The following is a 20503-nucleotide window of genomic DNA, read 5'->3' as shown; positions in this document are numbered from 1 at the left end:
CCGTGCCCGCCCCCACCCACAGACGATTTCACAGGCGTTTGGGACATGGGGGCAACCACAGGGGGATTGCCCCTACCAAGAATGAAACCGCCCTGCCTTAATAAGGAGGGGACAAGATTCCGATCTTTCGTCCCCCTTCTTAAGGGGGATTTAGGGGGATCGAGATATGTGCAACTTCACATTAAATTGGTATTACGCACGATGGCTAAAAACCCGGTTTCGGCCTCAATCTAAAAAATGTAATTAATTAATTAAGTAGATTAATGATAGATCATACTGATGAGAATTATGGGGAATTGCAACAACAGCAACAACAAATCCTTGCTAAAACCGCACTTTCTCTCTCCGAATCCGTCAATCTAGAAGATATTCTCAACACTACGGTAACGGAACTCAGAAACATTCTGCAATGCGATCGGGTAATTATCTTCCAATTTGCTCCAGACTGGAGCGGAAAGGTGTTGGTAGAGTCAGTTGGTTCAGAATGGACAGCAATCTTATCCACTCAGATACACGATCCTTGCGTGGGTGAAAACTATATCGAACCCTTCAAACAAGGCTTATTTACCTCTAAATCTGATATTTATACTGCCCCAATTGATACTTGTCACCGGGAATTCCTGACCACTTTTCAAGTTAGAGCTAACCTGGTTATTCCTATCCTTAAGGGAGAAGAACTTTGGGGATTATTGATTGCCCATCACTGTGCAGCACCTCGCGAATGGCAACCATCAGAAATTGAACTCATGCGACAGCTAGCAACTCAAGCTGGAATTGCCATTCAGCAAGCTGATTTATTTCCTCAAGTACAAACGGAACAGAGGGAGCGCCAACCAGCAGGAATTTCCCTACAGCAACTCCATACTGAACTCGAACAACCAGGCAGAGAACGGACACCCGAACTCACTGAAGTCAACGATAGCTTGCAACACTACATCACTCAAGTTGAAGACCTATATAATAAGGCTCCCTGTGGCTATCATTCCCTAGATGCAGCAGGAACAATAATTATGATTAATGATACGGAACTGAAGTGGTTAGGCTATTCCCGCGATGAAATTGTCCACAAGAAGAAATTTGTGGATTTAATTACAGTTGAAAGTAAAAATATTTTTTATCAAAACTTTCCCTTATTTAAAAAACAAGGATACATCGATAATTTAGAGTTTCAGATATTGAATAAAAATGGAGAACCCCTTTGGATTAACCTAAATGCTACAGCAATTTATGATGAAGCAGGTAACTTCATGATGAGTCGTTCTAGCGTATTTGATATCACAGATCGCAAACGTACAGAAGAAGCATTCCGCCAATATGAACGCATCGTCTTCAATACAACAGATGGGATTGTGTTGATGGATCGTAACTATATTTATCAAATAGTCAATCAAGCTTATTTGAATTGGTGCAACAAATCTGAAAGCGAAGTTATCGGAAATTCTGTTAGAAATATCCTGGATGCAGACGTGTTCGATAACATGATAAAACCTCGGTTAGACAGATGTTTGACGGGCGAAAAAATTCAGTATGAAAACTGGTTTGATTCTCCCAATTTAGTCAGGCAATTTTTGAGCGTTACTTATATACCTTTACGTGATGCAGGCGAAAATATTGTAGGGGTAATCGTCAGTCTGCGCGATCTGACTAAGCTTAAACAAGCCGAACAAATGCTGGAGCTTCAGGCTGTCATTACCCGCAACATGGCCGAAGGCATTTGTTTAGTAAGAACAGATAATGCAGTTATTGTCTATGCCAATCCTAAATTTGAGCAGATGTTTGGCTATGACTCTGGCGAACTCAACGGTCAGCACGTTTCAATTCTCAACTATGGCAGCGCATCGGTGAGTCCTGAAGATACAAATCAAGCCATTCGGTCTGCCGTTTTACAAAGGGGTGAATTTAGCTATGAAGTTCATAATGTCAAGAAAGATGGGACTCCATTTTGGTGTAGTGCGACTTGCTGTGTATTCAATCATTCAGACTATGGCGATGTTCTGGTGGCAGTTCATCAAGATATCACAGTAGCGAAGCACCTCGAAGAACTTCGACAAGAGGCGGCAGTAGCCTTACTACAGAAATCCCGAAAGGAAAATTTGCTATGGAGGATTACTCAAGGGATTCGCCAATCTTTGGATCTGGAGGCAGTTCTAAATACTGCTGTTACTGAAATCAGGCAGACATTACAAACGGATCGCGCTGCTATTTACCGCTTTAATCCTGATTGGAGTGGTGATTTTGTCGTGGAGTCAGTTGGTGAGGATTGGGTAAAACTGATAGGAAGCGATGTTCAAAAAAATTGTGCAGATACCTATCTGCAAGAAACTCACGGCGGTCGATTCCGCAATCATGAAAATTTTGTTATTAATAATATTTACAGCGCTGAACTTCAACCCTGTCATATCGAGCTAGTGGAACAATTCCAAGCAAAAAGTTATGCAGTCTTCCCGATATTTTTGAGAGAAAATCTCTGGGGTTTGTTAGCTATCTACCAAAATAAGGCACCTCGTCAATGGCAATCGTGGGAAATAGAATTAGTTGAACAGATTGCCAGCCAATTGTCGATCGCCATTCAGCAATCCAAGCTCTACCGACAACTTCACCTAGAACTGCAAGAACGTAAGCAAGCCGAAGCCACGATCCGAGAAGCCGAACGACGCTGGCGATCGCTTTTGGATAACGTGCAGTTGATTGTTGTCGGACTTGATATAGGGGGAAATGTCAATTACGTTAATCCTTTCTTCTTAAAACTCACAGGATATACTCACCCAGAAGTTCTCGGAAAAAATTGGTTTGAAAACTTCTTACCCCGTTCTATCCAACAATCGATTAAAGTTGTTTTTTCGGAAGTTTTAGCCTCTAACTATCATCTCTATTATCAAAATGCCATCTTGACTGAATCGGGTGAAGAACGGTTCATTGCGTGGAACAATACCATTCTGCAAGATTCAGAGGGAAACATCATTGGAATTATCAGCATTGGGGAAGATATTACCGAACGACAAAAGCTCGAACACATTAAAAATGAGTTCATTGGCATTGTCAGCCATGAACTTCGCACTCCTTTGACAGGAATTCAAATGTCATTGGGGCTAATAAAAAGTGGGGTTTATGATAAAAAACCAGAAAAATCTAGACGCATGATTGAAATTGCCCTCCTCGATACCAATCGTTTAGTGAACCTGGTTAATGATATTTTAGATTTGGAGCGCCTAGACTCCGGGCGGGCAATTCTGGAGAAAACTGTTTGCAAAGCTGCCGATTTGATGCAGCAAGCAGTAGATAGCACTCAGGCGATCGCTATTCAACAGCAAATATCATTAATCGTTACCCCCACGGATGCAGAAGTCTGGGCAACAGGAGATGCGATCGTCCAAACCTTAACAAATTTGCTCAGTAATGCGATTAAATTCTCACCTGCCTATTCCACAATTCATCTGAGTGCCGAAAACCAGACAGACTTTGTGCTGTTCCAAGTTAGCGATCACGGACGAGGCATTCCAGCCGATAAACTAGAACTCATTTTTGGGCGATTTCAGCAAGTCGATGCCTCCGACTCCCGTGAAAAAGGAGGCACCGGTTTAGGTTTACCCATCTGTCGCAGTATAGTTGAGCAGCATGGTGGCAAAATCTGGGCGGAAAGTATCTTAGGTGAAGGCAGCACATTTTGCTTTACCCTACCCTTACCCACCATTGAATAACGCTTAGATTAATCGGTAGCATCCATCCCAAATCCAAAATCTCCAATCCAAAATCCCATGACTGACAGACAAATTCTAGTTGTTGACGATGAAGAACACCTTCGGGAACTTGTGCAGGCCTGCTTAGAAGATTTAGGCGGATGGGAAACAGTGGCGGCAGGATCGGGAGAGGAATGTTTACAAATACTGCAAACAGAACAACCCAACGCTATTTTGCTGGATGTATCTATGCCGGGAATGGATGGGTTTGCTGTGTACGAGACCCTCCAGTCCGATCCGATTACCCGATCGATTCCAGTGATTCTGCTGACAGCGAAAGTTTTGCCCAGCGATCGGGCTAAATTTGCCAAGATGGCGGTAGCTGGGGTAATTGCCAAACCAATCCAACCCATCACCTTGACGGAAGAAGTAGCAGAGATTTTGGGATGGGAGGATTGACAATCAAGCATCCAGGATACAAGCCCCCGGATTCATTCCGAAAGCAGACTCAGGACGCAGAAATAAAAAACCTGTATCCGATGAAACTTGCCCCCCGAATTTATCCGTGGGGTGAATGCTTCAATCGAAAATCGAAAATCGAAAATCGATTGACTTTCACCATTTTTGTCAATTTTTGTAACAATAACGGAATCTTTACCAATTCCTTACCGTTGCTATTTACTCTCCTGCTATGCAGCTAACAGTTCTTGGCATTAGGAGGAGACTCAATGAATGCTTTTCAGGCTTTGAATGATATAAATCAGGATGTCGCAGGTTCATTTTCCCGTTTTCCCACTGGTTGTCAGCAATCCACACTTGGGATTGCTCATACAGAGGAAACACCGATCGCAGGTATTAGAATTCAAGAAAAGGATCTGACACTTATCCTTAAAGTTCACATTTATGACATTCATCTTGTCAAATTGAATCTCCAAATCACTCCAGAAACTGTTTTAATCCAAGGTCAACCTACCGAAGCGGCTGGAGTAGAAGGTTATTTCTTATATCTTGCACCATTCTCAATTAGCCTTTTAGGAACAGGCAAGATGCCTGTTCCACAAGAAAATCTACTCTTTGTGGAACGGGCATCTTGCCCGTTCTTGAGAATAATGCAAGATGTGAATTATTTCCTTCCTAGTGGATTTCAAATTCTCATCCCGTTGCCCCACCGCGTACATCCTGAAATCTATGGGACTGAAATACACTCGGATCGTTTAACAATTCAGCTTGCCAAAGAGTTGAGAGTTCCGCCCTCCCAAGTTCGGATTCAAGTCTCAAATACACATCTTTGAGCGATTCCTCAAAGATGTGTATTTGAGACCCAATTGACCACCGAAAAATTGATTTCTAATCAACCCAAATAAAATGAACACTTTGCAAATAGCTAATTATGATGGCAGTCTCCTGCCCGAAAGCAAGATGATAGGGAAACAAATTCTCATCGTTGATGACCAAGAACACCTCCGTGAACTGATACAGATGTGCCTGGAAGACCTCGCGGGATGGAATACCCTGGTGGCCGAATCAGGACAAGAATGTTTACAAATCCTACAAACAGAACGACCTAACGCTATTTTGCTGGATGTATCAATGCCGGGAATGGATGGGTTTGCTGTGTACGATCGTCTCCAATCCGATCCCATAACTCGATCGATTCCAGTGATTCTGCTGACAGCAAGAGTTTTGTCAAGTGATATGGCCAACTTTGCCAAAATGGGTGTTGCTGGGGTAATTCCCAAACCATTTGAACCCACCAGCCTGCCGGGAAAAGTGGCAGAGATGTTGGGATGGGATGATTGACACTCCCCGGTATGGCAGACGCAGGATTCTTAAGACTTTACCTCTACATTCATACAGTTGCTGCTTCAACCCAGCTTACAGCAGTTGGCAACAAAAGATAAATACACTTTCGTCGATAAAAAAGAGGTTTTGATGACAAGCTGTCCTTGCTGCACGAATCAAATGCTGCGTCACCTTCGCCACAGTCAAGTATACTGGTTTTGCCGTCAGTGTTGGCAAGAAATGCCTGTTTCCCCTCTTAACAGCTACGGTTCATCGCCCTCTATAAATTTAGTTACAGACTTAAGGATTAAGAAGCTACTTTCTTGAGAGGCGATAGTTTTAAGGTAAAATTCCATCGCACAGGCGTGACGCCCGTGCCACAATGGAGGCGGACGAATAAAAGGGATCTCGCACTTAGCGACTAAACCTCCTCAAAAATTGCGCCTCGCTGCTGTAGATTCACCTGCATCTCCTCATCGATTCCTGAATTATTCCCGAATCTGGCTGACTCGACATTCGCACCACTGAAATTAGTATTTGTTAAGTTCACTTCCAGCAGATTTGCGCCGCTCAAATTGGCACCGCTGAGGTTAGCTAAAGCTAGACTTGCTTTGTGCAAATCTGCGCCGCTTAAATCAGCATTTCCTAAGAAAGCCCCACTCAAATCTGCACCGCCGAATTTGGCATTTTGTAGGTTGGCGTCGCTGAAATCGGCATCGTTTAAGGTTGCGCCCCGGAAATTTGCCCGATCGAGATTTGCGCTGCTAAAATCCACTGCACTTAAAGTCGTTCCGCGCAAGCTACCACCCGCGAAATCTAGTGCTGGGTTGAGATTGGCGATTTTGGCCAACTCTACAAAGTTGTCGGTTTCAGCAGAGATAATGCGATCGACCATTTCCTGCAATTCCGATTCAGCTTCCGGCACAATTTCCACTTCGCGCGGTTCAACCGGAGGCAAATTGTAGGACAATAGCGCCCAACTGAGGGCAGGTTGGAGTTTATTTGCTTGCAGGTATATAGTCAGGATTCTTTCTAAAATCGAATGTTGATTGGGCGTGATTTCGTGCGGCCACAAACCCTCCGCATCTGTGAGATTAATATCTTCTTTAGCAACTTCAAAAGCCGCTGCCATCCGAAATTCTTTGGCAGCTAATTCTCCCAGCTTCGCACTTTTTAGCAAACCTTTTAATACTGATTTGCCCTGTTCTACTGCAAAAATCCAAGCTGGCGTTCTATCATCGCTGATTGTGGAAACGTGACAAAATATGCTCTCTGTTTCCTGAGTTTTTTCCGCCTTCTCCCCGCCCTGAACTCCCCGCTGACTTTGGGTTGCTAAAATTTCTGCACTGCTTTGAATGGCCAGGGTTTCTTCTATTGGCAAAAGCTTGAAAGAACCGACTAACTGACGTGATGCTACGGGAATTTCGCAGTTTTCTAGATAGAGTTTTAGCGTCCCGCCTTGCAGACCAAACTTGACGCGACCACCTAGCAGGGGTTCCCAATGCTCGTTAAAATTCAGGCTCAAGTGAATGTCGAGCTGCTGGGTTTGGGGTGCAACCGATGGAACGGGAATTGCTTCTAATTGCATCCACAAGCAATCTGGGTATTTGTTGTGTGACTCTAGCGATCGCATATCGGGTAGAATTGCTGGCACTACCAGCCTGTAATTGATATTTAAATTAGTTTATCATCTCTAATCGATCGCAACACAGCTTTTTTTGGCGGGTTTAAATTGTAAATTTTGTTGAATTATATCCGCCCTCATGGGTTTTGCTGAATTTGGCTTTTTACCCAATTCCGAAATGCTTTCACTAATTCCAAATAGTCCATTGTTTCTGCTTGTTCCAAAAATCTGACAATCTCTAATATCGGTAAGCTGGGAAATGCTAAACTGATCTCGCTCTCAACGTATTCTCCATTTTCTAATCTGTTGATTCTGAGTCGCACTCCATTATAAATCCAAACTTCCGGCACTCCCAGATCCGCATAAACCTGCAAGGTATTTTCCGAACGGCTGGTAATATCAATTTCCACCACTAAATCCGGCGGCGGATCTTGAGTCAGGTCAATTCTTTTTTTGCCTTTAACTGCACTAACATTTTGGATGTAAAAACATTCATCCGGTTCTACACCGCTAAGTTCAGGACGCTTGAAAGTGGTGGAACCAAGAGGCTCAATTCTCACCTCTAATTCTTCCGCTAAGGTTTCCACAAATCGACCCATTATTGTTTTGAAGCGTTCGTGTTCTGGAGAAGGTACCCTAATTTCCAGATTGCCGCGATTATATGTCAGTCGAATTTGCCGATCGCCGATTTCGGCAAGCAAATTTTCGTAGGTTTGCCAACTGATACCCGATAGCTGGACAATTTGTTCGGGTGGGGCGAGAGTTTTAGCGGTCATAGTGCTACTTTGGTGAAGAGTTCAATCGCACTTGTGCATTATATCATCAATCCGGGCGATGGCTACGCCCCGGCCCCGGCCTACGCACTCCTCACCTTCACTCACTCATCTGCGCCGGAAATACCGCAGATAAATCGAGAGACAAATCGGGGAAACCTGGAATTACCACAACCTCATTCGGCAAAACCACTCGTTTGACTCGATAATCGAAACCACCTCTTTGTTTTTGATAAGGTTCGCTGTGCATTTCCAGTTGAATATCTACCAAATTAAATATCCAATAATCAGAAATTCCCGATTCAGCATAGAGAGATAACTTGGTTCTCCTGTCGTATTTCAAAGTAGAATCAGAAACCTCAATTACCAACAAAATATCAGCAGGCTGCGGGTGAGAAGATAAATAATTATCAGAACGATTGCAAGCAATAACAACATCAGGCTCTGGTTCGCTATCAGCCGACAAAATAATCGGCTCTTGACCGCGCACGATCGCTCGTTCTTCCAGCAGTGGGTACAATTTTTTAAGCAATAGCGAGTTGCAAACAGAGTGAAACGTACCTTTAGCAGCCATAATGATAATTTCTCCGCGAATCAATTCAACTCGGTCATCGGGGGCGAAAAATCCCAGTTCTCCCAAACGGTGATATTCGGCGATCGAGAATCGTTTTGCAGTTACGGCAGTCATAGCTTTTCTTACCCTCTACAATTACCAACCTTTCCAATTCTACTCAAAAATCCCGCCCCGTGTCCTCAATTCAACCTTCAGGGCTTCCGAAATTCCCACACAACCAGAAAAGTTCGCATTTTTAACCACCGTATTTTTCAAATCAGCGCGGGTCAAATCAGCACCGTTTAAAATCGCACCACTCAAATTAACACCACTTAAATCAGCATTTTTGAAATCAGTATTTGTCAAATTTGCATTTACTAAAATCGCATTCGGTAAATAAGCACTGCTCAAATTAGCGTCGGTTAAATTTGCACCGCTCAAATTAGCCCTGGGCAGCTTTGTTCGCAAATCTGCACCGCTCAAATTGGCGCTGCTGAGTTCAGCATCCCGCAAATTAGCATTGCACAAATTAGCATCAATTAAAATAGCAGCGCTCAGCAAAGCACCGCTGAGATCCGCCAAAGTCAAATCTGCGCCTCGGAGGTTGGTTTCGCGCAAATCCGCACCGTTAAAATCAGCGTAGTGCAAGTCAAAACCGCTTAAATTAGCCCCAGCAAAATCCTCAATCGGATTCAAACCAACTGTTTCTGCAAGTTGTACAAAACTCTTATTTTTATCAATTAAAAACAGTTCCCGCACGATCGCCAATTGCTGCTGTCGGTACTCGTCGGCCTTCTCGTAATCTGCTAAATACTTGTAAGCAACCTTCAAATTCTTGAGAGCATTGCGCTCAATGCGATCGTCCTTGCTGGCGCGCGCGATCGACAACTGCTGGTGATAGCATTCGATCGCACCAGGCAAATCTCCCTTAGCATCGTAAGCTAGCGCCAAATTACCCAAAGTTTCCAACTCAGAGCGCCCGTCGCCAGTGTCCCGCGCGATCGCCAAACGCTGTTGCTGGTAATCAATAGCACCAGAAAAATCCTCAAGAGCACAGCAAGCATTGCCCAGATTTCCCAAAGCATTTGCCTCACCCCGGCGATCGCCAATTTCCCGCGCTAACACCAAATGTTGCTGGTAGCAGTCGATCGCCTGAGCATAATTTCCCAGCGCTTCGTAAGCTACGCCCATATTACCCAGCGCCGCACCCGATCGGCGCTTATCGTCCATTGAGCGATACAGCCCCAGCGCTTCCTGCCAAGAACCGAGCGCCGCCTCAAATTGACGCGCCTGATATTGCGAAATCCCCTGCTTGATTAGCTCGCTAGCTTGTTCGCTCATACTGTCAAAATTAGTTAATAACTAAAGTTGATATTAATCGACTCAAAGCGGTAATTGCTAATCGGTAATCAGTAATCGAGAATCGGTATAGCCCATCCCCCTCTCCCCCAGGGCGGTTTCATTTTCTTGTAGGGGCAAACCCCCCGTGGTTGCCCCTTTTGGGTTTGGGGCAGGCACTCTTAGCACTGCCCCTACAGAAAACCTCCTTTTGATCTGAGAATGAAACAGCCCTGCCCTCTCCCCCATCCGTATTTTCACGTCCGTGAAAAAAAAAGACAAAAAAAAGAGAGAGCTACCTAAGTAACTCTCTCTGCCATCAGGGTGCATCTACATAACACAATATAACACGACCGGGATGAGGGGTGTTACCCCCAAACGTGAAGATGTTGTAAAGAAATGTAGATTAATTATAAAGTTACGATCCCGCGAGAATGGCGAGATCAGGAAAAACCGATCGCCCGCCGCTGTATCCGCTACACGATCCCCTTAACGACTTGCTTAGCCTGGGGCGTTAAGCTTCGCCGTCAGCAGCTCATTGGTCAGTTTGGGATCGGCTCGGCCGCCCGTTTCCTTCATCACCTTGCCGACAAAAAAGCCCAGCAGCTTAGTTTTACCGGCTCGGTACTGTTCGAGCTCCTTGGGATTGGCGGCTAACACGGCATCGATCGCCCGATCGATCGCCCCAGTATCCGAAATTTGAATCAAACCCTTGCTCTCAACGAACTTCTGAGGCGAACCACCGTTTGCCAGCAACTCCGGCAAAATATCCTTAGCAATTTTGCCACTGATCGTGCCGGCCTCAATTAACCCCAGCAGTTCGGCTAAATCCTGCGGTTGGAAAGGAATTTCTGCGATCGCCAGCTTTTCATTTTTCAGATAAGCAGTAATATCGCCCATCACCCAATTGGCAGCTTGTTTAGCCACAGCACCGGCGGCGATCGATTTTTCAAAATACTCCGCCACCGCTTTGTCGTCAGTCAGCACCCGCGCGTCGTAGGGAGAAAGACCGAGCTCTGTTTCGTAGCGATTGCGCTTCATTGCCGGCAATTCCGGCAGTTGAGCTTGCCAATCCTGCAATTGCTCGGCTGAAACTTTGATCGGAGGTAAATCCGGTTCCGGGAAATACCGGTAATCGCTCGCACCTTCCTTAATCCGCATACTGAAAGTACACTGCTTGTTTTCATCCCAAAGCCGGGTTTCTTGGATGATGGTTTCGCCATTTTCCACAGCTTGAATTTGCCGCTCGATCTCGTAATCGATCGCCCGTTCGATGGCATTAAAAGAGTTCATATTTTTAATTTCCACCTTCGTGCCGAACTCTTTTTGGCCAACCGGGCGCACCGAAATATTCACGTCGCACCGGAGCGAACCTTCCTGCATATTCCCGTCGCCAACACCGATGTAGCGCACGATCCGGCGCAATTCTTGACCGTATTCGGCAGCTTCCGCGCCCGATCGCAAATCCGGTTCCGAAACAATTTCGATTAGAGGCACACCGGCGCGGTTGTAATCCACCATTGAATAAGTTGAACCGCTGAGCCGATCGCTGCCGCCGTGAACCAATTTTCCGGCATCTTCCTCCATGTGCAAGCGAGTGATCCCGATTTTTTTTCTAGTAGAATTTCCCGTCTCATCCACGAGTTCAATTTCTAGCCAACCGTTAGTAGCGATCGGCAAATCGAACTGAGAAATTTGATAATTTTTCGGCAAATCGGGATAGAAATATTGCTTGCGGTCAAACTTACTGTAAGGTGCGATGGAGCAGTTGAGAGCCAGCCCTGCTTTCACCGCATACTCCAGAACTTTTTGATTTAATACTGGCAACACTCCCGGCATTCCCATACAAATTGGGTCAATGTTAGTATTTGGGGCATTGCCAAATTCTGTAGAAGAACTGGAGAAAATTTTAGTATTCGTACTCAATTGACAATGAGTTTCGAGACCGATAATGGCTTCGTACTGAGTTTGGTTTTTTATCGAAGAGGGTGCAGCAGCAGTCATAAGCGATTTAAAAGACTGAAATAACTTTAGATTTTATTTTAGCTTTTTATTGACCAAAGTGATTGGAGAGTATTTGTAGGTAGGGGCGGTTTCATTGGTGTCAACAAGCCCCTCACACCCGCATTCGGGCTGGTTTAAACCCCTGCCGGAATCGGGAAAAGCGCCTTTCGTTTAGTAGAGACAGCGTGCGGCACACACAATGCCCTGCTACAGAGTTGCGATGCGATCGACGCCCCGATCCACGCCGATCTCCTTTCGATCGCCCTCAAACAACAAGTCTGTGCAAAAATATACTTAGGGTCAGCTCCTGCCCGCACCCTTTCCTTACCCAGGAGAGTTTTAGATCGATCCACCACAATTGCCGATCGATCTACACCCCAGATCCTTTTACTGGCAATCTTTAATAACGCCGCCCGCCTCCAACGATCGGGCTCCACGCACAGACTAAAAATTAAAAATGTATAATTTAACAGGAAATTCTATATTTTTAATTTTTAAGCTTTAATTTTGAATTCTCAAAGTAACACTGGCCTAAGTGTCAAAACTATGCGTGAAATTCCAGTTAAAAGTGCCACACTGTTTCAGAACAGCATCACTGAGGTAGAGCCGGCGGAATCAGCCCTCGAACTCGCTTGGAACGAACTCGAAAAACAAACAGCAGAAACCATTGCTCACATTGCCAACGCGGGCTCAGCAAATACACAGGAACTCAGCGACCGCTTGGCCGAGGCAAAGCAACTCCGGCAGCAACTTCAAACTCAAATAAAAAAAGCCAACTCGCGGCGGGAATTTCATCTAGAAAACTCACCAATGGCAGTGGTAGAGTGGGACAGCGAATTTCGGGTAGTGCGGTGGTCGCCAATGGCAGAACAAATATTTGGCTGGAGTGCAGCAGAAGTAATGGGCAAATACTGGCACGAATGGTCAATAGTTCATCAAGAAGACTTCGAGCAAGTGTGCGCCGTCACAAATCAACTGTTACACAACAGAGAGCCCCGCAATGTTTGCCACAACCGCAACTATACCAAAGATGGCTCGGTAATTTACTGCGAATGGTACAATTCTGCCCTAATCGATGAATCGGGAAGATTAGTTTCAATTCTATCTTTTGCCAGAGACATAACCGATTTCCACCGCACTCAAGAAGAACTGCATCGGCGCGAACAAGCTTTCAGCACCCTAGCGGAAAATGCGACCGATATTATCGCTCGGTTCGATCGCAAACTACGCCACATTTACATCAACCACGCAGTAGAATCAGCAACCGGAAAACCCCCCGCAGAATTGATTGGCAAAAGCAACAGAGAATCAGGAATGCCACCACACTTGTGCGACCTGTGGGATGAGGCTTTTATGAAAGTTTTGGGTAGCGGCAAACAAGAAACCATAGAATTTGAGTTTCCCACTCCCGATGGCATAAAACATTACCACTGTCGAGTCATTCCCGAATTTGCTGAAGACAATTCAGTAGAAACAGTTTTATCCATCTCCCGCGACATCACAGAACTAAAACAAGTCGAAGATCAGTTGCGACAAAGCGAATCCAAATTTAAAGCCATAGTTGATTCTAACATGATCGGTCTAATTTTTTGGGATCTTAACGGCAGCATTACAGATGCCAACGCCGCTTTTTTAAACACCGTCAACTATACGCGGGAGGAGCTGCTTGCCGGAAGAGTTAACTGGCAAGAAATGACACCGCCCGAATACGTGCGTTTAGATACAGAAAAAGTGGCAGAACTGAAGGCTAGAAATACGGTTCTTCCCTTTGAAAAAGAATTTATACGCTCCGATGGTAGCCGCGTTCCCGTGCTGCTGGGCAGCACATTTTTAGAAGGAACGAAGCAGTTAGGCGTCAGTTTTGTGCTGGACTTAAGCGAGCGCAAGCAGGCAGAATTGGAGTTGCAAAAACACCAGCAACTTTTAGAGAGTATTGTTACAACTATACCTAACTTTCTATACATTTACGATGCAGTTGACAGCAAAAATATGTATGCAAATGAATCGGTCACAGCCATGCTGGGATACACTCCCCAAGAATTGCGAGATTTGGGTAAAGACGCTGTAGCTAACTTAGTTCATCCCGATGATATTTTAAAGCTAATTACAGGTATGGAGCGACTCAAACACAGCAGGAATCCCTATGAAACGGATGACAGAGACTACAGAATCAAACACAAAAATGGGGAATGGCGCTGGGTACACGATCGCTCTAAAATTTTCAAAAGAACCCCAGACGGACAAATTTTACAATTTATCGGTTCCGTACTCGACATCAGCGATCGCAAACAAGCCGAAGAATCATTAAAACAGCAAAAAGAACTGCTGCAAACTATATTCGACAACGTGCCAGTCATGCTCGCATTCTTGGACAAAAACAGTCAAATAAACTGGGTAAACCGCCACTGGGAAGAAGTGCTAGGCTGGAGTTTGGCAGAAATCACAAACCGGGATATCTTGGCCGAATTTTATCTGCAGCCAGAAGACCGTCAATATGTTTGGGATGAAATTGAAGCAGCAAATCCGAACTGGAGCGACTTCAAGACAAAAGTTAGAGACGGGCGAATTATCGACACTTCTTGGGCCAATGTTCGTCTTTCGGACGGCAGGTGTATCAGCATTGGTCAAGATATTACCGAACGCAAACGAGTAGAAGCTGAACTTAAAGAACTCAACGAAACTTTAGAAGCTCAAGTCGCGCAGCGTACCGCAGAATTAGAAACTTTTTTTGATGCTTTGCCCGATCACATTTTTGTGGTAGAGCGCGAGAACATGTGCCTGTCTTTTGTCAACCAATCTGTGGCCAAAACTGCTGGATTAAATAGCAGAAAAGAGATGCAGGGCAAAACTATTTTTGAATGTTTCGCCCCAGAAATAGCCGCAAAATTCTCTAGGGAAAATTCGCAGGTATTTGAAACAGGGGAAACTCTGCACTTGCAGGATAAATTTGTGATATCTGGCGACACTACTTACTACGATACTTTTAAAATTCCCCTGAGAAATATCGAGGGCGAGGTTTATGCTTTAATTGGGACTTCTCGCGATATCACTGAGTTGGTAGAGACAAAACAAGCTTTGTCAGAACGGACAGAGCAATTAGAAGCTGCCAATCAAGAATTAGAATCTTTTTCTTACTCAGTTTCCCACGACTTGCGCGCACCTTTGCGACACATTTCAGGTTTTGTAGAAGCCTTGAAACAGCGGCTAGAATTAACGGAGGCTTTGAGCGATCGCAAAATAGTTCACTATATGGAAGTAATTGAAGACAGTAGCCAAAAAATGAGCCTGTTGATTGACGGTTTGCTCGCCCTGTCGCGGGTGACTCGCACCGAGTTGAGGCAAATTCCGATCGATCTGAGCCGTTTGGTACAAAATGCGATTAAATTGACTAAACCACCAACCGTCGCAGATCCGGCCCAAACTCCCCACAGCGTTGAATTTGCCGTCGGAGATTTGCCGACAGTAATGGGAGATCCAACCTTGCTGCAACAGGTGTTCAGCAACTTGATTAGCAACGCCGTCAAGTTCAGCCGCGGACGCACTCCGGCTACAATAGTTATTGAGGGTTTACCTGATGGGACGATTTTTGTCAAGGATAACGGCGTGGGTTTTCCGATGGAATATGCCGATCGCCTGTTTGGAGCCTTTCAGAGGCTGCACTCCCAGAGAGAATTTGAAGGTACGGGCATCGGTTTGGCGATCGTCCAGCGGATTATTCACCGCCACGGCGGCACTGTTTGGGCTGAAAGCCTACCTAGTCAAGGAGCCACGTTTTACTTTAAACTAGCGCAAACAATCTCAAACGGTAATATAGATTCGTAAGTTAAGTGTATAAGAGTTTTAAATTCTAAATTTAAAACTCTTATACACTTAAATAAGTCACAATCGGTGAGAGCATCAGAATTTTGGTGTGACAGCAGTGTTCACTGTTAGGCATGGAAGCGAAAGCTCTAGGCCGGGCTGTGCAAGATGTTCGTACTCCTAAAAAATGCTCTTTTAAAAATTGGGATGATCCCCAATCGGTTCGGTCAGCCCTCGACTGGCAGTGCTAAATAAAGGTCTTGCGAGTAGAGTATATAATTGATTTTGCTAAAAATAACTAAAAATATCGAGATAAAATTAACCACCAAATTCCGTCTAAATAATTACTAGCAAAAACACGAATAACCAATTGAAAACCTACCCAATACCTTATGTTAGATATAAATCAGACTAACTATCTACTAAAAATGGTAGCGGAATCAACATTAAACTTGTTGATTATCGAAGACATGGCAGAAGATATGGAATTAATAGTGCTCGCCTTAGAAGCGGGGGGGGTAAATTTTAAGTGCGAGACGGCAGAAACAGCAACAGAGTGCAGAAAACTGCTCCAGAATTGCAAGTACGATGCTGTACTCTCAGATTACCGCCTCCCCGGCTTCAACGGTTTAGAAGTGTTGAAATTAATGCAGGAATTAGGGCAAGACATACCCTTAATTTTAGTAACGGGAAGTTTGGGAGAAGAAGCTGCCGTTGAGTGCATAAAAGCCGGAATGACCGATTATGTATTAAAAGGGCGGCTGTTTAGGTTGCCAACAGTCTTAGAACGATCGCTCCAAGAATACAAAATGCGGCGCCAGCAACAAGAAGCGATCGTCCAAATTCAGCGGCAAGCTCAGCGAGAAGCGATCGTCAACCGCATCCTCCAAGCCATGCGCTTCACCCTTGTACTCGACGAAGTGCTCCAAACCACTGCAGATCAACTGCACGAAGCTCTAGACATCAGCGCCTGCGCCATCTTGCAGCCAGATGCTGAAGGCGGCATCAGAGTTCGCTACATCAGCAAAGCATCCGACAGAGAAGGGTTTGTCGGGCTAAATTGCAAAGTGGCCGAGCACTACCGATCCGGGCTCGCGGCTGGGGAAACCCTGATTATCGACGAATTATCCACCCTGTGCCCGTCCCTGCAAGAATCAGCAGGGTTGGTAGGGTTTCGCTCCGTCGCGATCGCCCCGCTGCTCTACCAGCAGTCATTTTTGGGAGGAATTAGCCTCTATCAGTGCGATCGGGCGCGCTGTTGGAGCGCAGAAGAACTGTCACTACTCAAAGCCATAGCCGATCAGTGCGCGATCGCGATCCACCAAGCCGAACTCTACCAACAAGCCCAAACCGAACTTGCAGAACGCAAGCGCGCCGAAGCAGAAGTCTGCGGCATCCAGCAGCAGCTAGCCACAATGGCAGCCAACATTCCCGGCTCAGTCTACCGCACCGTGCTGCATCCAGATGGCAAAATCTCCATGCCCTACATCAGTCCGGGCGTGCGCGAGGTTACTGGGTTCGCGGCCGAAGAAGTGATTTCCCACCCGGAACTATTGACCGAAATCATCCATCCAGAGGACAAAAGCTCGTCTGACAGTGGCGTAGCAGCATCGAGAGCGAGTCTTTTGCCGTGCGATCGCCAGTACCGCATCGTTCTGAGATCTGGGGAGGTCAAGTGGGTGCAAGACAGCGCTAAATTTTCCAAAAACGAAAACGGCGACGTAATTATAGACGGAGTAGCGCTCGACATCAGCGATCGCAAACAAGCAGAATCAGCCCTGCGCCAAAGCGAACAGCGATTTCGATCGCTGATTGAAAACGCCACAGACATCACGATCATTCTCGACGCCGAAGGAATCTTCCGCTACATCAGCCCTTCGGTTAAGCGAATTTTAGGATACCCGCCCCACCAGGCGATCGGGCGCAGCGCCTTAGAAATAGTTCACCCCGACGACTGCGCCACGATCGCCGAAACCCTCCACAAAGCCATTGAAAACCCCAAAAGAAGCCAGTGCCCAGTTGAGTACCGAGTCCGCCACCGCAACGGTTCCTGGTGTTATGTAGAAGCTGTAGCCACCAACTTGCTGTACGATCCCGCAGTCGAGGGAATCGTGATTAACTGTCACGACATCACTCAGCGCAAACTCGCCGAAGAACAACTGCTGCACGATGCTTTTCACGACGCCCTCACCGGATTGCCCAATCGATCGCTATTTACCGATCGGCTCGAACACGCTCTGAGGCTGGCCAAACGGCGCAAAGACTACTTGTTTGCCGTGCTGTTTCTCGATTTAGATAGATTTAAAGTAGTCAACGATTCCCTCGGCCACGCTATCGGGGATCAACTGCTAGTATCGATCGCGCGGCGTCTGGAAGCTTGTCTGAGGCCCGGAGATACAGTGGCCCGCCTCGGAGGAGACGAGTTTGTGCTGTTGCTAGAAGACATCGAGGGCATCAATGAAGCTACCACCATTGTCAACCGCCTGCAAAAGAAAATCACCTCCCCTCTCCTTCTAGACGGACACGAAGTATTTATCACCGCCAGCATCGGCATAGCTTTGAGTTCTGGCGAATACCTGGAACCGACAACCCTACTGCGCGACGCCGACACAGCAATGTACCGCGCCAAAGAACTCGGCAGAGCCCGACACGAAGTTTTCAACAGTTCCATGCACGCCCACGCTTTGCGCCTGTTGCAGCTAGAAAACGACCTGCGGCGGGCGATCGAATCAATTAGAGACCAGGCGAAAGAAGAAGACTTGGCCCCATCCCCAGAATCAGCCTTACCTCCCTTATCCGCAGCGCCCCAGTTTATTATTCACTACCAGCCGATCGTGTCGATCGCCAATAACACAATTACCTGTTTTGAGGCCCTAGTGCGCTGGCAGCATCCAGAACGAGGCTTAGTTTCCCCCGGTGAATTCATCACCATTGCCGAAGAAACCGGCTTGATCGTACCCCTGGGCCGCTGGGTACTCCGCACAGCTTGCCACCAAATCCGCCAGTGGCAGCAGCTATTTCCCAGCAACCCCCCCTTAAGCGTTAGCGTCAACATTTCTGTCAAACAGTTTTCTCAGCCAGATTTAATCGAATACATCGACCAAGTTCTTCAAGAAACTAACCTCGACGGCAGCAGTTTAAAACTAGAAATTACCGAAAGCGTACTCATAGAAAATTCCGAATCAGTAACAGCAATGCTGGTGCAGCTCAGAACCAGAAACATACACTTGTGCATTGACGACTTCGGCACCGGCTATTCCTCGCTCTCCTACCTGCACCGCTTCCCCACCAATACCTTAAAAATAGACCGCTCTTTTGTTAGCAGGATGGGAGGTGAGTTCGATTTCAGTAAAGGAGGCATTGATCCGACAGAAATTGTGCGGTCGATCGTTACTTTGTCCCACAATTTAGGCATGGATGTAGTAGCCGAAGGAGTCGAAGAAGCCTCGCAACTATCTATACTTAAAGGGTTAAAATGTGAGTACGCCCAGGGATTCTTTTTCTCAAAGGCAGTAGACTCTCAAACAGCAGCAGCCCTAATCCGACAGCAAGCAGAAAATCAGAATTTGCTGACATTTAGTTTGTTAGAGAAAGGCCAGTGAACTACCCACACTAAATCGAAACGATTATAGTGTGGGCTTCTAACATCACAGAGGAATGCCTCAGAACAGACTTGCGTCCAATCTTTGGTCTTACTTCCCCTCCGTTAGCAAAAACGGCTGTTCCATCCGTCTGTAGTATCCTGATGCCTTCGGATCTAATGTTTGTTGCGGCGTTACCATCACGGTCATGACGAGTACCGCAATTAGGACAAGTCCACTCCCTAATATCAAGCGGTAACTTATCAATCTGGTAATAGCAATTAGAGCAGAGCTTGGAGCTGGGGAACCAGCGGTCAATTTCAACCAACTTGCCACCTTTTTTCTCTAGCTTGTAAGCTAGGAAATTGATAAAGGTTCCCCATCCCACATCAGATATGGCTTTAGCTAAATTGTGATTGCGTACCATGCCTTTGACATTAAGATTCTCTACTACGACAACTTGGTTTTCATTGACGAGCTTTCTCGAAAGCTTATGTAGAAAATCCTGACGGGATTTACTTACCCGTTCGTACACTTTAGCTACCGTCTTTTTAGCTTGGTTCCTTGAATTACTTCCTTTCTGTTTTTTAGCTAGCTTTTGTTGCTTGCGTTTGAGGTTTTTCTCGTGTTTGGCTAGATGCTTAGGGTTATCATACTTAGAGACTTTGCAGCCATTGCTCGTAATAGCAAAATGAGTCAATCCCAAGTCAATTCCAATTACTTTGCCGACCGTTGAAACAGTCGGATTGTCGCCTTCACTCTCCGTCAATATTGAGGCAAAGTATTTCCCAGAAGGATTTAAACTAACCGTTACGGTTTTGATTGTTCCTTCTATGTTCCTGTGCAACTTGGCTTTAACTTTGCCGACCTTGCCCGGAAACTGAATAAACCCATCAAGTACCTTGACATTTTGAGGATACTGAATCGATTGCTTACCATGCTTTGACTTGTAGCGCGGGAACCTACCACGACCTGCAAAAAAGTTTTTATAGGCGGTTGTGAGGTTGAGCGTTGTTGCTTGCAAAACTTGGCTGTAACATTCAGACAACCAAAGTCTTTCTTCGGTTTTCTTGAGTTTTGGTAAAAAGGCATTGAGTGCTGACTGACCAAGGCTTTTACCCGTTTCTTTATAAGTCTCAATTGACTTATTTAGACCATAGTTCCACCACCATCTGGCACAGCCAAAGTGCCCAGACAGTAGGGCTTGTTGCTCTAATGTTGGATAAAGTCGAACCTTGATAGCAGTATGCAGCATCTCATTGCCTCCTTACTGTATTATAAACATTTCAGTAACAATACTTCGGACAGTTTTTAAGCAGCGAGAGTACCATAGGATAGGACTGACGGAAGGTTAGGGTGATTTAAAATTA

12 protein-coding genes are annotated in these 20503 nt (G+C 45.7%); 6 read left to right on the top strand and 6 right to left on the bottom strand.

Annotated elements, in window-relative coordinates; all coding sequences use genetic code 11:
- Positions 1–263: 263 nt before the first annotated feature.
- The 4 genes from QUB35_RS35035 (at position 264) to QUB35_RS35020 (ending at position 5477) form a co-directional block, all read left to right on the top strand.
- Positions 264–3698 carry a PAS domain S-box protein gene (locus QUB35_RS35035; RefSeq protein ID WP_333147042.1) on the top strand — a complete coding sequence of 1145 codons (3435 nt, stop codon included), beginning with the start codon at positions 264–266 and terminating at the stop codon, positions 3696–3698.
- A gap of 57 nt (positions 3699–3755) precedes the next feature.
- On the top strand, positions 3756–4136 hold the full coding sequence (locus QUB35_RS35030; RefSeq protein WP_333147040.1) for a response regulator: 381 nt from the start codon (positions 3756–3758) through the stop codon (positions 4134–4136).
- A gap of 269 nt (positions 4137–4405) precedes the next feature.
- The gene (locus QUB35_RS35025; protein ID WP_333147038.1) at positions 4406–4969 is read left to right on the top strand and encodes a hypothetical protein; all 564 of its coding nucleotides are present in this window, start codon (positions 4406–4408) and stop codon (positions 4967–4969) included.
- A gap of 127 nt (positions 4970–5096) precedes the next feature.
- On the top strand, positions 5097–5477 hold the full coding sequence (locus tag QUB35_RS35020) for a response regulator (RefSeq protein ID WP_333147044.1): 381 nt from the start codon (positions 5097–5099) through the stop codon (positions 5475–5477).
- Positions 5478–5880: 403 nt separating this feature from the next.
- On the opposite strand, the gene QUB35_RS35015 is transcribed toward QUB35_RS35020, so the two are convergent.
- The 5 genes from QUB35_RS35015 to gatB all read right to left on the bottom strand — a co-directional run bounded on the left by QUB35_RS35015 (position 5881) and on the right by gatB (position 11751).
- Positions 5881–7113 carry a pentapeptide repeat-containing protein gene (locus tag QUB35_RS35015; RefSeq protein WP_333147035.1) on the bottom strand — a complete coding sequence of 411 codons (1233 nt, stop codon included), beginning with the start codon at positions 7111–7113 and terminating at the stop codon, positions 5881–5883.
- Positions 7114–7220: 107 nt separating this feature from the next.
- Entirely contained in the window at positions 7221–7859 is a 639-nt protein-coding gene (locus tag QUB35_RS35010) for a Uma2 family endonuclease (RefSeq protein ID WP_333147033.1), read from the bottom strand.
- Positions 7860–7956: 97 nt separating this feature from the next.
- Entirely contained in the window at positions 7957–8544 is a 588-nt protein-coding gene (locus QUB35_RS35005; RefSeq protein WP_333147031.1) for a Uma2 family endonuclease, read from the bottom strand.
- Between the two features lie 39 nt (positions 8545–8583).
- Positions 8584–9750, bottom strand: coding sequence for a pentapeptide repeat-containing protein (locus QUB35_RS35000; protein ID WP_333147029.1), 1167 nt, complete (start codon positions 9748–9750; stop codon positions 8584–8586).
- 498 nt (positions 9751–10248) lie between these two features.
- Positions 10249–11751 (bottom strand): Asp-tRNA(Asn)/Glu-tRNA(Gln) amidotransferase subunit GatB, encoded by a 1503-nt coding sequence (gene gatB, locus QUB35_RS34995; RefSeq protein WP_333147027.1) that lies wholly within the window; start codon positions 11749–11751, stop codon positions 10249–10251.
- Positions 11752–12297: 546 nt separating this feature from the next.
- On the opposite strand from gatB, the gene QUB35_RS34990 reads away from it, so the two are divergent.
- Positions 12298–15573 carry a PAS domain S-box protein gene (locus tag QUB35_RS34990; protein WP_333147025.1) on the top strand — a complete coding sequence of 1092 codons (3276 nt, stop codon included), beginning with the start codon at positions 12298–12300 and terminating at the stop codon, positions 15571–15573.
- A 371-nt stretch (positions 15574–15944) separates the two neighbouring features.
- A complete protein-coding gene (locus QUB35_RS34985; RefSeq protein ID WP_333147023.1) occupies positions 15945–19154 on the top strand; it encodes an EAL domain-containing protein in 3210 nt (1069 codons plus the stop codon).
- Positions 19155–19164: 10 nt separating this feature from the next.
- Here the strand turns inward: QUB35_RS34985 and QUB35_RS34980 are convergent, their stop codons facing one another.
- Positions 19165–20388, bottom strand: coding sequence for an RNA-guided endonuclease TnpB family protein (locus QUB35_RS34980; protein ID WP_333147021.1), 1224 nt, complete (start codon positions 20386–20388; stop codon positions 19165–19167).
- Positions 20389–20503 lie beyond the last annotated feature (115 nt).

Origin of the sequence: Microcoleus sp. B13-B6 (genome assembly GCF_036705405.1) — a bacterium.
In the GTDB taxonomy this organism is placed as follows: Bacteria; Cyanobacteriota; Cyanobacteriia; order Cyanobacteriales; family Microcoleaceae; genus Microcoleus.
Note: the sequence above shows the minus strand (reverse complement) of the source record. Positions and strands in the feature narration are given on the sequence as shown.

Excerpts from the sequence above, each read along its gene's own strand:
- QUB35_RS35025 (WP_333147038.1), top strand. The coding sequence starts at position 4,406 with ATGAATGCTTTTCAGGCTTTGAATGATATAAATCAGGATGTCGCAGGT.
- QUB35_RS35030 (WP_333147040.1), top strand. The coding sequence starts at position 3,756 with ATGACTGACAGACAAATTCTAGTTGTTGACGATGAAGAACACCTTCGG.
- QUB35_RS35020 (WP_333147044.1), top strand. The coding sequence starts at position 5,097 with ATGATAGGGAAACAAATTCTCATCGTTGATGACCAAGAACACCTCCGT.
- QUB35_RS34990 (WP_333147025.1), top strand. The coding sequence starts at position 12,298 with ATGCGTGAAATTCCAGTTAAAAGTGCCACACTGTTTCAGAACAGCATC.
- QUB35_RS34980 (WP_333147021.1), bottom strand. The coding sequence starts at position 20,388 with ATGCTGCATACTGCTATCAAGGTTCGACTTTATCCAACATTAGAGCAA.
- gatB (WP_333147027.1), bottom strand. The coding sequence starts at position 11,751 with ATGACTGCTGCTGCACCCTCTTCGATAAAAAACCAAACTCAGTACGAA.
- QUB35_RS35000 (WP_333147029.1), bottom strand. The coding sequence starts at position 9,750 with ATGAGCGAACAAGCTAGCGAGCTAATCAAGCAGGGGATTTCGCAATAT.
- QUB35_RS35010 (WP_333147033.1), bottom strand. The coding sequence starts at position 7,859 with ATGACCGCTAAAACTCTCGCCCCACCCGAACAAATTGTCCAGCTATCG.
- QUB35_RS34985 (WP_333147023.1), top strand. The coding sequence starts at position 15,945 with ATGTTAGATATAAATCAGACTAACTATCTACTAAAAATGGTAGCGGAA.
- QUB35_RS35035 (WP_333147042.1), top strand. The coding sequence starts at position 264 with ATGATAGATCATACTGATGAGAATTATGGGGAATTGCAACAACAGCAA.
- QUB35_RS35005 (WP_333147031.1), bottom strand. The coding sequence starts at position 8,544 with ATGACTGCCGTAACTGCAAAACGATTCTCGATCGCCGAATATCACCGT.